Origin of the sequence: Maricaulis sp. W15, assembly GCF_001924955.1 — a bacterium.
GTDB classification, from domain to species: Bacteria; Pseudomonadota; Alphaproteobacteria; order Caulobacterales; family Maricaulaceae; genus Maricaulis; species Maricaulis maris.
The window spans coordinates 80346-92700 of sequence record NZ_LQXG01000020.1; the positions used below are offsets into that span (position 1 = coordinate 80346).

At 62.6% G+C, this 12355-nt stretch carries 13 protein-coding genes; 9 read left to right on the forward strand and 4 right to left on the reverse strand.

Annotated features, from left to right (window positions below):
* Positions 1–70 precede the first annotated feature (70 nt).
* The 7 genes from cysS (at position 71) to AWH62_RS14585 (ending at position 6946) form a co-directional block, all read left to right on the forward strand.
* Entirely contained in the window at positions 71–1456 is a 1386-nt protein-coding gene (cysS, locus tag AWH62_RS14555; protein WP_075191237.1) for a cysteine--tRNA ligase, read from the forward strand.
* 4 nt (positions 1457–1460) lie between these two features.
* A complete protein-coding gene (locus AWH62_RS14560) occupies positions 1461–1730 on the forward strand; it encodes a hypothetical protein (protein WP_075191238.1) in 270 nt (89 codons plus the stop codon).
* A gap of 57 nt (positions 1731–1787) precedes the next feature.
* Positions 1788–2252: an iron-sulfur cluster assembly scaffold protein gene (locus AWH62_RS14565; protein WP_075191239.1), complete on the forward strand. Its 465-nt coding sequence runs from the start codon at positions 1788–1790 to the stop codon at positions 2250–2252.
* A 148-nt stretch (positions 2253–2400) separates the two neighbouring features.
* Positions 2401–2769 (forward strand): membrane protein insertion efficiency factor YidD, encoded by a 369-nt coding sequence (gene yidD / locus AWH62_RS14570; RefSeq protein ID WP_075191240.1) that lies wholly within the window; start codon positions 2401–2403, stop codon positions 2767–2769.
* A 2-nt stretch (positions 2770–2771) separates the two neighbouring features.
* Positions 2772–4706 (forward strand): threonine--tRNA ligase, encoded by a 1935-nt coding sequence (thrS, locus tag AWH62_RS14575; RefSeq protein ID WP_075191241.1) that lies wholly within the window; start codon positions 2772–2774, stop codon positions 4704–4706.
* Positions 4707–4721: 15 nt separating this feature from the next.
* Positions 4722–5945 carry an O-antigen ligase gene (locus tag AWH62_RS14580; protein WP_075191242.1) on the forward strand — a complete coding sequence of 408 codons (1224 nt, stop codon included), beginning with the start codon at positions 4722–4724 and terminating at the stop codon, positions 5943–5945.
* A gap of 17 nt (positions 5946–5962) precedes the next feature.
* Complete coding sequence (locus tag AWH62_RS14585) at positions 5963–6946, forward strand: glycosyltransferase family 2 protein (protein WP_158025639.1); 984 nt, start codon at positions 5963–5965, stop codon at positions 6944–6946.
* Here AWH62_RS14585 and AWH62_RS14590 read toward each other — a convergent pair.
* Together AWH62_RS14590 and AWH62_RS14595 are read right to left on the reverse strand one after the other, a co-directional pair.
* Positions 6912–7820, reverse strand: coding sequence for a hydroxymethylglutaryl-CoA lyase (locus AWH62_RS14590; protein WP_075191244.1), 909 nt, complete (start codon positions 7818–7820; stop codon positions 6912–6914). The two genes, AWH62_RS14585 and AWH62_RS14590, sit on opposite strands and share 35 nt — an antisense overlap.
* Positions 7804–9642, reverse strand: a complete 1839-nt coding sequence (locus tag AWH62_RS14595) for a glycosyltransferase family 39 protein (protein WP_158025640.1) — start codon at positions 9640–9642, stop codon at positions 7804–7806. The genes AWH62_RS14590 and AWH62_RS14595 overlap by 17 nt, the downstream gene beginning before the upstream one ends.
* A 126-nt stretch (positions 9643–9768) precedes the next feature.
* On the opposite strand from AWH62_RS14595, the gene AWH62_RS14600 reads away from it, so the two are divergent.
* The gene (locus tag AWH62_RS14600) at positions 9769–10515 is read left to right on the forward strand and encodes a glycosyltransferase family 2 protein (RefSeq protein WP_075191246.1); all 747 of its coding nucleotides are present in this window, start codon (positions 9769–9771) and stop codon (positions 10513–10515) included.
* Between the two features lie 149 nt (positions 10516–10664).
* Entirely contained in the window at positions 10665–11060 is a 396-nt protein-coding gene (locus AWH62_RS14605; RefSeq protein WP_233128344.1) for a hypothetical protein, read from the forward strand.
* Positions 11061–11139: 79 nt separating this feature from the next.
* On the opposite strand, the gene AWH62_RS14610 is transcribed toward AWH62_RS14605, so the two are convergent.
* Together AWH62_RS14610 and phaR are read right to left on the reverse strand one after the other, a co-directional pair.
* Positions 11140–11469: a hypothetical protein gene (locus AWH62_RS14610; RefSeq protein ID WP_075191248.1), complete on the reverse strand. Its 330-nt coding sequence runs from the start codon at positions 11467–11469 to the stop codon at positions 11140–11142.
* 191 nt (positions 11470–11660) lie between these two features.
* On the reverse strand, positions 11661–12266 hold the full coding sequence (phaR, locus tag AWH62_RS14615) for a polyhydroxyalkanoate synthesis repressor PhaR (protein WP_083635241.1): 606 nt from the start codon (positions 12264–12266) through the stop codon (positions 11661–11663).
* Between the last annotated feature and the right edge of the window lie 89 nt (positions 12267–12355).

Genomic DNA, 12355 nt, shown 5'->3' on the forward strand with positions numbered 1-12355 from the left:
TTTCCAATGATTGTGCCGCACACGGTGTGGAATATTTCAGTATCAATCCCAATCAAAGACGGGTTTCCCCATGACTTCGCTCACCCTTTTCGACACGATGGCGCGCCGCAAGCGCGACTTCGAACCGACCGATCCAGGCCGGGTGACGATGTATGTCTGCGGACCGACCGTCTATTCCTACGCCCATATCGGCAATGCCCGTCCGGCGGTCGTCTTCGACACGCTGTTCCGCGTCCTGCGTCGTCTCTACGGCGCCGACCAGGTGATCTATGCCCGCAACATCACCGATGTGGATGACAAGATTATCGAAACGGCGCGCGAAAGCGGCAAGCCGATCGAGGACATCACCACCCATTATGCCGACATCTACCGGGCCGATATGGGCGCGCTGGGTGTCACCCTGCCGACCATCGAACCGCATGCCACCGATCACATCCCGGAGATGATCGGCATGGTGCAGAATCTGGTCTATGGCGGTCATGCCTATGAGGCGGATGGCCATGTCCTGTTCGATGTCGCTTCGTATGAAAAATACGGCCGTCTCTCCAATCGCGATCTCGACGACATGATCGCCGGGGCGCGGGTCGAAGTGGCCAGCTACAAGCGCAATCCGGCTGATTTTGTGTTGTGGAAGCCGGCCAAGGATGACGAGCCCGGTTGGGACAGTCCGTGGGGTCGCGGTCGTCCGGGCTGGCATCTGGAATGCTCGGCCATGAGCGAAAAGCATCTCGGCAAGACCATCGACATTCATGGCGGCGGCACCGATCTGGTCTTCCCGCACCATGAGAACGAGATCGCCCAGTCGGTCTGCGCCCACAAGGGGGCACCGATGGCCAATTACTGGCTGCACAATGGTTTTTTGACCATGGGCACAGACAAGATGTCGAAATCTCTGGGCAATGTTCAACTCGTGCATGAGCTGATCAAGGATCATCCCGGTGAAGTGCTGCGCTATGCCCTGCTGACCGCGCATTACCGGGCACCGCTGACCTGGACGGCAGACCTGCTGGCCAAGACACGGCGGTCGCTGGACCGCATCTATGGCGTGCTGCGCCGCCTCGGCGATGTCGAGGCGACACCGGGTGATGTGCCAGCAGCCTTCCTGGAGGCGCTGCATGACGATCTCAACACGCCCAAGGCCCTGTCCGAGCTGTTCCAGCTCGCCGGCAATGCCAACAAGGCGGTCAGCGATGTTGAAAAGGCGCGGGCCAAGGGCGAGCTGCTGGCTGCGGCCAGCTTGCTGGGCCTGGGCCAGTCGGATCCCGATGCCTGGTTCGGCCTGACCGATCTCGATCCGGCCGAACGGGCGAAGATCGACGACCTCATCATCCGTCGCCAGACGGCACGGGAAGGCAAGGATTGGGCGACGGCGGATGCGGTCCGTGACGAGCTCAACGCGCTCAAGGTCCAGGTCGATGACGGGCCGGAAGGCTCGACCTGGCGCAAGCTGGACTAGGACGATGGCACTTAAAGGCTTCAATGTGCTCCTGCAGGTCGAGGATGCCGTGGGTGATTGCTTCGTCACCTACGGCGTCGTCGCTGCGGATGCGGACGCGGCCGGCCGTCTGGCCGAAGGCGCCGCCCAGGCGGAAGGCTTCTGGTCGATCGAGCTGGATGATGTCTGGGAACCGGAACCGGACGAGGGCGATGAGCCCTTCGGTGACATCCCCGAAGTGCTCGGTCGCACCGAGCCGACCTATCTCGACGAGGATGATTACGAGGCGGATTGAGGCGCAGGATCGCACCCACTGGCGCGCCGCCGCATTTCTCCCTAAATTATCCCTGACATGAGTGATGATCTCTACTCCAATGCCGTCTTGCGGCTGGCTGCGGATATTCCGCGCATCGGGCGTCTCGCCCGGCCGCACGCGTCTGCGCGCAAGGTGTCGCGCCTGTGCGGATCGGAGATCGAGGTCGATATCGCCATGGCCGGCAACCGGGTCGGGGATCTGGCCCTGCGGGTGAAAGCCTGTGCGCTCGGGCAGGCTTCGGCGGCCATTCTCGGTCGCCATGTGATCGGGGCCTCGCACAAGGATCTCGTGATGGCCCGTGACCAGCTTCGGGCGATGCTGAAAGAGGGCAAGCCAGCGCCTCGTGGCCGCTTTGCCGAGCTGGCCCTGCTGGAAAGCGCGCGCGCCTATCCGGCCCGCCACCAGTCGGTGATGCTGGCGTTTGAAGCGGTTGTTGATGCCGCCGCGACCGCGACCCGCGGCCGCGCTGCCACGCCACAAACCACTCCGCTGACTGGCTAGGGCCGTCCGCACCTGCCGCGCCGGCAGGGGGCGGTGGACGGTCCGCAAGCAAACAGACCTCACCCCGTAACTTTACTGCGGTCCGCGAAGCGCGCTTCATGTCCATGGTGGACAGCGCGCACCGCGACGTTAAAAGGCTTGATTCCATATGCGTTCACGCGAACGGAGATGGGGGCTCAACGGCCCGGTTGCCGGCATCATGCTGATCGGGCTTCGTGCCTATCAGCTCAGCCTGTCTCCGGTCTTCTATGCCCTCGGCATCCGCTGCCGGCATGAACCGACCTGCTCGCATTATTCCATGGACGCGATCCGCGCCCAGGGACCCTGGCGCGGTGGTTGGTTGACGCTGGGGCGGCTGGGCCGATGCCGGCCCGGCGGCACTTTCGGTGTCGATCCGGCGCCGCGCGAACGCAACGAAGCGCCCTGGTGGGCGGTCTGGCGATTCAGATCGAAACCGGGTCGTGTGATGGATGACAGGCTTCCGCCGGCGGACCGCGCCGACGACAAGGACATGTGACAATGATCAATGTGACGCTTCCCGACGGATCCAAACGCGAATTGCCGGATGGCGCCTCCCCGCTGGACCTCGCCGAGGATATTTCCAAATCCCTCGCCAAGGCGGCCATCATCGCCCAGGTCGATGGTCAGGACTGGGACCTGAAACGCCCGCTCGAGGGCGATGCCCAAGTGGCCATCATCACCCGCAAGGATGACAAGGCGCTCGAGGTGATCCGCCACGACACCGCCCACATTCTCGCCCAGGCCGTGCAGGATCTTTTCCCCGGCACGCAAGTCACGATCGGCCCGGCCATCGAGGATGGCTTCTATTACGACTTCGCCCGCAGCGAACCCTTCACGCCGGAAGATTTCGAGGCGATCGAAAAGCGCATGGGCGAGATCGTCGATGCCGACCTGCCGTTCGAGCGTGAAGTCTGGGACCGCAATGACGCCATCGCGAAATTCGAATCCATGGGTGAGACCTACAAGGCCGAGCTGATCCGCGATCTGCCGGAAGACGAGACGATCACGATCTATCGCCAGGGCGAATGGTTTGATCTCTGCCTCGGGCCGCACCTGCCGTCGACGGGCAAGATCGGCAAGGCGTTCAAGCTGATGAAGGTGGCCGGTGCCTATTGGCGCGGCGATCATCGCAACGCCATGCTGCAGCGCATTTACGGCACGGCCTGGGCCGACGAGAAGCAGCTCAAGGCGCACCTGCATCGCCTCGAAGAGGCCGAAAAGCGCGATCACCGCCGTCTCGGCAAGCAGATGGAACTCTTCCATTTCCAGGAAGAGGCCCAGGGCCAGGTTTTCTGGCATCCCAATGGCTGGCGCCTCTATCGCACGGTGATGAATTATATGCGTCGCCGCCTCGACGCCGCCGGCTATGTCGAGATCCGCACGCCGCAGCTGATGGACCGCAAATTCTGGGAGGCTTCCGGCCACTGGGACAAATATCGCGAGAACATGTTCATCTCCTCGATCGACCAGGAAGAGAAAGTCCTGGCCGTGAAGCCGATGAACTGCCCGTGTCATGTTCAGGTGTTCAACCAGGGCCAGAAATCCTATCGCGACCTGCCGCTGCGCATGGCCGAATTCGGCTCGTGTCACCGCTATGAGCCGTCCGGATCGCTGCATGGTCTGATGCGGGTGCGCGGCTTTGTGCAGGACGATGCCCACATCTTCTGCACCAGCGACCAGATCACGGCTGAAGTCAGCGATTTCTGTGAGTTGCTGAAATCCGTCTATGCCGATTTCGGCTTTGAAGAGCCGCGGATCAAATTCTCCGATCGCCCCGAACAGCGGGTTGGTTCGGACGAGGTCTGGGATCAGGCGGAGGCCTCATTGAAGGCCGCGGCAGAAGCCTCCGGTCTCGATTACGAATACAATCCCGGTGACGGCGCCTTTTACGGTCCCAAGTTGGACTTTGTGGTCAAGGATGCGATCGGTCGCGAATGGCAGACGGGCACGATCCAGTGCGACTTCAACCTGCCGGAACGGCTCGATGCCAGCTTTATCGGTGATGACAGCGAGAAACATCGCCCGGTCATGCTGCACCGGGCCATTCTGGGCTCGCTGGAGCGTTTCCTGGGTGTGCTGATCGAGAGCTATGCCGGCAAGCTGCCCCTCTGGCTGGCGCCGCGTCAGGTCGTGATCGCGACGATCACCTCGGACGCAGACGCCTACGCCGAAGAGGTCAAGGCGGCGATGGTCAAGGCGGGCCTGCACGCCGAAACCGATCTGCGTAATGAAAAGATCAACTACAAGGTCCGCGAACATTCGGTCGGCAAGGTGCCGGTGATCGCCGTTGTTGGCCGCAAGGAAGCCGAAGAGGGCACGCTGGCCCTGCGCTTCCTTGGAGAAGGCGGCAACAAGCAGGAAGTCCTGCCGCTGTCCGACGCCATTGCCCGTTTGAGCGAGGACGCCAAGGCGCCCGACCTCAAGCGCGCCTAGACCGTAGGGAAGGCGATGCAGCGCGGCGACACCCGGGCAGGCTGGGCAGGGCTTCTGGCTTTTGCCTTCGCCTTTCCCTTCGGCGTGGCGGGCAGTCTGATGATTGCTCCCTGGGTGTCGCTGCTCGCGGTCTTCGCCTTTCCGGTTCATGGCCGGTTCTGGCGTCCCGAGCGCCCGCCCTGGGCCTTGTTCGGCGTGGGCGTGCTCCTGGCGTGGGCGTTGGTGAGCTTTTCCTGGTCCCCGCATGATGATGCCCGCCAATTGTGGCGGACCGGTCTGGGCGTGCCGCTCTACATCCTGTTCGCCGTCCGCGTCGGACAATTGGACGGACCTTGGCGTCGACGGGCCGAGACCGCGCTCCTGTTCGGGGTCATCGCGCTGGGGCTTTTCCTGCTGTCGGAAACCCTGTTTGACGGGGCCGCCACCCGCGGGTTCAAACTTGCCGAGGAAAATGGTGCGGTGCATGGCGAGTTCGGGGTCGAAATCCTGGTAAATCGCAGCCTCGGTCACGCCGCGGTTCCGTTGCTTCTCATGAGCATGCCGGCGGCGCTGATAACTTGGCGGGAAGGCGGGCCGGCCATCGGTGTCGGCATTCTTGCGCTCGCCGCGATTGCCGCCTTCAGCTTCGACACCGAAGTCAACACGGTCGCCTTTGTGTTCGGTCTGGTTGCGGCCGGTCTGACCGCCTTGTGGCCGCGCACCATGCTGGCCTGTTTGTTCGGCTTGCTGGCCGGGGCTGTCATTGTCCTGCCGCTTATCCTGCCCGGATTGATCGATGTGATGCCGGACAGTTGGCGGGCGGCCTTGCCGGCCTCGTTCGAATGGCGCTTGCAGATCTGGAGCTATACCGGTGACCTGATCCGCGAACAGCCCTGGTTCGGCTACGGTCTGGACGCCTCTCGCCCGCTCAATGGCGAGGCTGAAGTCTTTGCCCTCGGCAGTTTGCATAATGTCGAGGCCTTGCCGATGCACCCACACAATGCCACTCTGCATGTCTGGCTCGAGACCGGGGCGGTCGGAGCCGCGCTTTTGGCTGGCGTGCTTGTCGCTTTGGGGGGACGGATCGCCGCTGCGCCGCAGCTGTCACGGTTGCAGGCGATTGCTGTGGCTTGGATTACTGTGGTCTATGTGTCCTTGATCGTTTTCTCCTATGGGGTCTGGCAAGAATGGCACCAAGGGACATTGGCGTTGGCAGCAACGAGCGTGTTCTTTCTCGCGGCGAGACATCGCCCGCGATAGCGGAACCGCGCCTGTCCGTGGTTACGGTCTCCTGGCAGACCGGGCCGCATCTTGTGGAGGCCGTTGAGTCTATACTGGCGGCGCCTGGCGTGGACGAATTCGTGCTCGTCAATCATGGCAATCCACCCGAGCTGATCCAATCATTGCGGGCCATGGCGGCTGACCGGGACGACTTTGTTTTGGTCGAGACCGGCGCCAATTACGGGTTTGCCCGCGGCTGCAATATCGGCGCGCAGCGCGCCAGTGGCGATCTGGTCCTCTTTCTCAATCCTGACGCGGTGCTCGCCAAAGGGGTTGCCAGCCGACTCAAGGCTTCCGCCAAACAGCTCGGCGACACGGTCTGGGTGATTGGCGCGCGGATCGTCAATTCAGACGGCACAGAGCAGCGCGGCGGGCGTCGCGGTGAGTTGACACCGCGCTCGGCGATGGTGACGTTCCTTGGGCTCGATCGCTTGCTGCCATTCGTGAAAAGCCTGCACTTCGAGCATGACGACCTGCCGACCGAACTCGCGTCCGTGCCGGTTGTGTCGGGCGCAGCGATGATGATGCCGCGTCGGGCTTTCCTGCAGATGGGTGGCTTTGACGAGCGGTATTTCCTGCACGTCGAGGATATCGACATTTGTCGCAAGGTTCGTGAATGCGGCGGGACGGTCTGGTTCGAGCCGCGCGCCTCGATCCTGCATTATGGGGGTACGAGCAAGTCCAGCCCCTATTTCGTTGAGACCCACAAGGCGCTCGGCTTCGTCAAATATTTCTGGAAATACTATCCAGGGGCGCTGGAGCGCCTGTTTACGATGCTGATGATCGTTCCGATTTTTGCGGCGATCTGGGGGCGTGTGACCTTGATACATCTGCGTGGGCGCATTGCCACACTGCTCCGACGCCGACGCGCCGTCGCAAGGCTGCGCCGGATGGAGTCGAAGCGTGGCGGGCGCGATCGAACCGCGCTTCCGGCAGCCGAAGCGGCTAATCCGCCGGTTTCGGAAACCCGCCCGCTCTAGACAGGGCGCTGTCGACCGGGTGTTTCAACCCGTCGCTCTCCAGCCATTTCGCGGTTTCAATCAACTTGTCCAGGTCCAGCCCGGTCTCGAACCCGCCGCGCTCGAGCATGTAGACCACGTCCTCGGTCGCCACATTGCCGGTCGCCGCCGGCGCGAAGGGGCAGCCGCCAATGCCGCCGACCGAGGCATCGATGACATCAACCCCCGCCTCGACCGCCGCGTAGATATTGGCCATCGCGGTATTGCGCGTGTTGTGGAAGTGCATGCGGATCTTCATGTCACCGCTTTCGGCGCGCACAAGATCCAGCATACGGCGGACCGCCCACGGGTCAGCGACGCCGATCGTGTCGCCCATGGCAAACTCGGATGCGCCGGCGGCGCGGGCCCGGGCGGCAAGGCGGGCAACGACCTTGGGGTCGACCTCGCCGTCAAAGGGATCACCGAAGGCGACCGACACCGTCACCGATACCGGTACGCCCTCATCATGGGCGAGAATGGCGATACGGTCGAACAGGTCGGCGGTCTGGTCCGGCGTGGCGTTCTGGTTTTTCAGACCGAAGCCGGGCGAGGCGACCATGACGTAATTGACCTCGTCGCAGCCATTTCCCAGCGCCCGCCGCATGCCGCGCTCATTGAGCGCCAGGCCGATATATTTCACCCCGTCCTGACGCGGCACGCGCTGCATGACCGCATCGCTGTCGGCCATCGCCGGCACCAGTTTGGGATGGACAAAACTCGCCGCCTCCATGCGCCGCACCCCGGCCGCGATCAGACGCTCGACGAACTCGATCTTGGTATCCGTCGACATCATCGCCGGATCATTCTGCAACCCGTCGCGCGGTCCGACTTCAACGATCTCAATCTTGCGGGTCATTGGCGGTGTCCTCGTTGGTCAACGGGTTCTGCGGCAGGCTATCAGAGGCACAATACGTAAAGGCAATGGCAAGGACGGTATTGGTGCCGCGCGCATAATTCGTACCGGCTGCAAGTGTCCGGTGACATATCCGCAGGGCCGCGAAGCGCTCCGCCAATGGTTGGATGTCGGACCAGGCAAGCGTGGATGGGTGTGTCAGATAGGACCGCAACTCCGCATCCCGCGACAAGTCCAGCACTACCATCGTCGGTTCATCCCGGCCTTCAGCAAAGGCCAGGACCTCTTCGGTTGTTCCCAGCATCGTGTCCGTCCCCAACGAGAAGGCGAGGCTGGGCTCGGTGAAGCTGGAGGCGGTCACGATCTCATCCGGCGACAGGCCGGTGATGGTTTCGGAATAGGCCCGAGCCGCGCGAACCTGGTCTGCAAGGCGGACGGCATAGGACTCGGCGAATACACCGCTGCGTGCCGCGACATGCCAGCCAAAGCCGGACAGCACGGCGAAGCTAAGGGCCAGAACGCCGGGTCGCATCCGGTCGGATGCTAGGGCTGCCACAGCAAGCTGCAAGAAAAGGGTGAGCCCGGCAAAGACGCGGAAGATGGCACCCATGTCGAACCCCAGCTGGAAACCGCTCTCAAAACCGGCAACGTGCAGCTGGATCGCATCCCAGCTGGCATTATTGCCATAGGTGATGAAGACATAGGGCAGGAAGACCGCAAATACGGCGGCTCCGATCGCATACAGGCCCCAACTCGCCCAGCGTTGCCAGCGGGCGGCCTTGGCGAGCTCGACCAGACCCCAGCCGGCGGCCAGCGCTAGGGCGGGGTAGATCGGCAGCACATAGTGCGGGAGCTTGGTCGGCAGGATTTCGAACAGGAGCCAGGTCGGGATCGCCCAGGCGATCAGGAAACGGGCCGCGCCTGCCATCCGGTCGTCACCACCTAGGAGGGCCGAGACGATCCGCCCGGCGCCGGGAATGAGAAACAGGGTTGCGGGGAAGAAGACCAGGGGAAGAACCAGAAGATGATACCCGGGAAGACCCCCATGTCTTTCGTCGGCTGAAACCAGCTTCGGCACCAGGTCATCGCCCAGCGCGTCGCGCAGGAAACCGCCCTCGGTCGCGATCTGGATCGAGATCAGCCAGGGCGTGACTATGAGGGCAGCAAGGATCGGCCCCCACCAGACCAACACCGGCTTCAGCCAGGCGATCCGCCGTTCCCAGATGACCAGCGTGACCGCGGTCAGGCCAACCACCATCGGCGTGACCGGTCCCTTGATCAGGATGCCGGCGCCCAGGCTCAGCCAGAACAGGAGGCCGGTTCGCCAGCCCGGATTTGTCGCGCCGCGGGCATTGGCCAGAGCCGCCATGGCCAGGGTGGTACAGCCGACCAGCATCGCATCGGTCTTGGCGATGCCGCCCTCGATCCCCAGAAGGACTGTCGTGGCAAACAGGGCCGCACCGGCAAAGGCCGCTTCGCGTCCGACCAGGCGCTGCCCTCCCCAGAAACAGGCGAGGGCCGCGAGGATCGCGCCGAGCACGGAGGGCAGGCGATAGGCCCAGATCTGGCGGTCATCCGCGTCGGAGACGAGGGCCACGGCGGCGGCCTGCAGCCAGTGAATGCCGACCGGTTTCTTGTTGCGCGGCTCGTCGAGATAATTGATCTCGATGAAGTTCCCGGTCTCCAGCATCTGGGCGGTGGCCTGGGCGTAGCGGCTCTCGTCGCGGTCGATCGGCGGCAGGGTAAAAATGCCGGCCATGGCAGACAGGGCAGCGAGCAGGCCGATGATCCACCAGGCGCGGATACCGCGAGCCAGATCGGTCAATGTATTTCCTCCGCTCATCCTGCCATCATGCCGGTCGGCGACGCGGGGCATGAGAAATCCCTCGCGTCTTCACTGAAACCCGGTATGTAACGGGCATCCCGTATTCGCAAGCTCAAGCAGACACCTATGAGCCCTTCCGACCAGACCGTTCCCGAAATCTCCGTTGTTGTCCCGGCCTATAACGAGGCCGGCAATGTCGTGCCGCTGGCCCGCGAAATCGCGGCCGCGCTGGATGGGCGGTCCTTCGAAATCCTGTTTGTCGATGATTGTTCGAAGGATGCGACCCGCCAGGAGCTGATCGACGCCAAGGCCGAATTGCCGATGTTGCGCGTGATCGCGCATCGTCACAATGCCGGTCAGTCCCGCTCGGTTCGCACCGGTGTGATGCAGGCGCGTGGCGCCATCATCTGCACGCTCGACGGCGATGGCCAGAACCCGCCCCGGGACCTGCCGACGGTGATTGATGCCCTGACCCGGGATGACGCGCCGGACAACCTGGCCCTGGTCGGAGGGGACCGCTCGGCCAACCGTCAGGACTCGGCCTGGAAGAAATTCGCCTCGCGTTTCGGCAACGGCCTGCGCAAGGCCATGCTGAACGACAATTGCAATGATACAGGATGTGGCCTCAAGGCCTTCCGGCGCTCGGCCTATCTCGCCCTGCCTTTCTTCGATCATCAGCACCGGTTTTTGCCGGCCCTGATGATCCGTGAGGGCTATGTCTGCGAGTTTCGACCGGTCACCCATCGCCACCGCATGATCGGAACGTCGAAATATACGAATTTTGGTCGTCTTTTCGCCTCACTGACAGACATGATGGGTGTGATGTGGTTAAATTCACGCGCCCGCAATTCGCGCGGCAGTGATGAATTCTGATTATGGTTTGAAAGAAGCGAGTCTTTTGCCCGCTTCACAACCGGGGAGAGTGATGCATGGCCGGAGGCGGGGATAACGGCGTATTGTTAGGTATGACGGCAGCCAACCAGGCCCGACGGGGCGGCGGCCGTGGCAATGGGGGAGGTTCCATGTTCAACGTATTTCCACTTCTGATCATTCCGGTGATCATCTATGCCATCGTCGCCTACACAACGGGTGCCGACATGAGCACACAGGTTTTCTCGGTGCCGATGGTGTCGGGCAGCCTGCCTTTGTCGAAGGGTGATCTTCTGGTCATCCTGGGCATGATCATGCTCTTCATGGAGCTGATCAAAGCTGCCGGATCAGGCACCGCCACGATCATCAATCATGGCCTGTCCATGATGATCTTCGTGATCGCGATGGCGCTCTTCCTGCTGGTCGGTCATTTTTCGACCTCGACCTTCTTCCTGCTCATGCTGATGACGCTGATGGATACCGTTGCCGGTTTCGTCGTCACCATCGTGGCAGCCCGCCGCGACCTCGCGGTTGGCGACGGCGGCTAGAGAAGCACAAAGAGAAGGCTGGCGCCCAGGCTCACATCGAGCCAGAAGCCATAGCGCCGGGCCTTGGCAACAGCGATTGTCATGCGCGCCGCTCCCACATCGGGGGCGGCGCTTTCTTTGCGCTGGCCTGGGCATAGGTGCGGCGGAAGCGTTCAATCTCGCTGGCTTCGGCCTTGATGCCGCGGCGCGGCGCGTCGCCGATGATCTGGACCATGACTTCCGCCGTGGCAGGACGGGCCCTGACAAAAGAGCGGGCGCTGTCGCGCTCGTTCGATTGCGGGGTCGGGACGGTGACAAGGGCCCGGTCCTGCCGCGGCGGACGATCCTGCGAACCGCGCACACGACTGGCCGGCTCAATACGCCGGCTGGTCGGGGTCGGGACAGAATATGCGCTGCGGATCGTGGTCATGCCCTCTCCATCGCAAGCCGGATGCCAACTCTTAATGAGAAGTTAACCACGATTCTGGCTGCAAATGCGGCATTTGGGGCAGATGCCAAAGCAAAACCGGCCCGCGAGGCGGACCGGCTGGCTCATTTCGGTACGATTTTGTTAACCCTGTGAACGGGTTGTGCCAGTCGCGGCCGACCGGCGCGCGTCAATCACTTCTTGTCGAGCAGCTGGTCCATCTTGGCCCGCAAGCTGTCGAGTTCCTCGCGCAGCGCCGAAAGATCCTCCGGCTTGCTGTCCGGCGAGTCGGTTTCCTTGCTATCGGCGGACGTCGTCGCGCCCGATGCCGCACCGGCCTGGAAAGGCGTGAACATGCGCATGGTCTGGCCGAACAATTCCATGTTGCGGCGTGTCTGCTCCTCAAGCATCGCCATGGTGGCCTGCGGCGAGCTCATGGCTTCGCTCATCTTGTCGCGAAATTCTTCCTGCTGTTGCGAAAAGGAATTCATCGACATCTGGAGATAGCCGGGCACAACGCTCTGCAGGCTGTCGCCATAGAAGCCGATCAGCTGACGCAGAAAATCCACCGGCAGGAGATTGGCGCCGCGGGATTCCTCTTCAAAGATGATCTGGGCCAGCACGCCGCGGGTCAGATCGTCACCACTCTTGGCGTCAACGACCTGGAAATCGGTACCTTTCTTCACGAGGTCGCGAAGGTAGTCCAGCGTCACATACTGGCTGGTCGAGGTGTCGTAGAGGCGGCGGTTCGCGTATTTCTTGATCACGATGCCGGCGCCCTTGCCGTTCGATTTGGTCACCAGATACTCCCCTGTTCGCGCCATGAAAAAGTGTCGGGATTGTTTTTCGTTCGACTTGGGCGCGTTGTAGTTTCATGTAAGGGTTTACG

What these genes read in the sequence shown, in the direction of transcription:
- cysS (WP_075191237.1), top strand. Translation starts at nt 71, where the DNA reads ATGACTTCGCTCACCCTTTTCGACACGATGGCGCGCCGCAAGCGCGAC.
- AWH62_RS14560 (WP_075191238.1), top strand. Translation starts at nt 1,461, where the DNA reads ATGGCACTTAAAGGCTTCAATGTGCTCCTGCAGGTCGAGGATGCCGTG.
- AWH62_RS14565 (WP_075191239.1), top strand. Translation starts at nt 1,788, where the DNA reads ATGAGTGATGATCTCTACTCCAATGCCGTCTTGCGGCTGGCTGCGGAT.
- yidD (WP_075191240.1), top strand. Translation starts at nt 2,401, where the DNA reads ATGCGTTCACGCGAACGGAGATGGGGGCTCAACGGCCCGGTTGCCGGC.
- thrS (WP_075191241.1), top strand. Translation starts at nt 2,772, where the DNA reads ATGATCAATGTGACGCTTCCCGACGGATCCAAACGCGAATTGCCGGAT.
- AWH62_RS14580 (WP_075191242.1), top strand. Translation starts at nt 4,722, where the DNA reads ATGCAGCGCGGCGACACCCGGGCAGGCTGGGCAGGGCTTCTGGCTTTT.
- AWH62_RS14590 (WP_075191244.1), bottom strand. Translation starts at nt 7,820, where the DNA reads ATGACCCGCAAGATTGAGATCGTTGAAGTCGGACCGCGCGACGGGTTG.
- AWH62_RS14600 (WP_075191246.1), top strand. Translation starts at nt 9,769, where the DNA reads ATGAGCCCTTCCGACCAGACCGTTCCCGAAATCTCCGTTGTTGTCCCG.
- AWH62_RS14605 (WP_233128344.1), top strand. Translation starts at nt 10,665, where the DNA reads ATGTTCAACGTATTTCCACTTCTGATCATTCCGGTGATCATCTATGCC.
- AWH62_RS14610 (WP_075191248.1), bottom strand. Translation starts at nt 11,469, where the DNA reads ATGACCACGATCCGCAGCGCATATTCTGTCCCGACCCCGACCAGCCGG.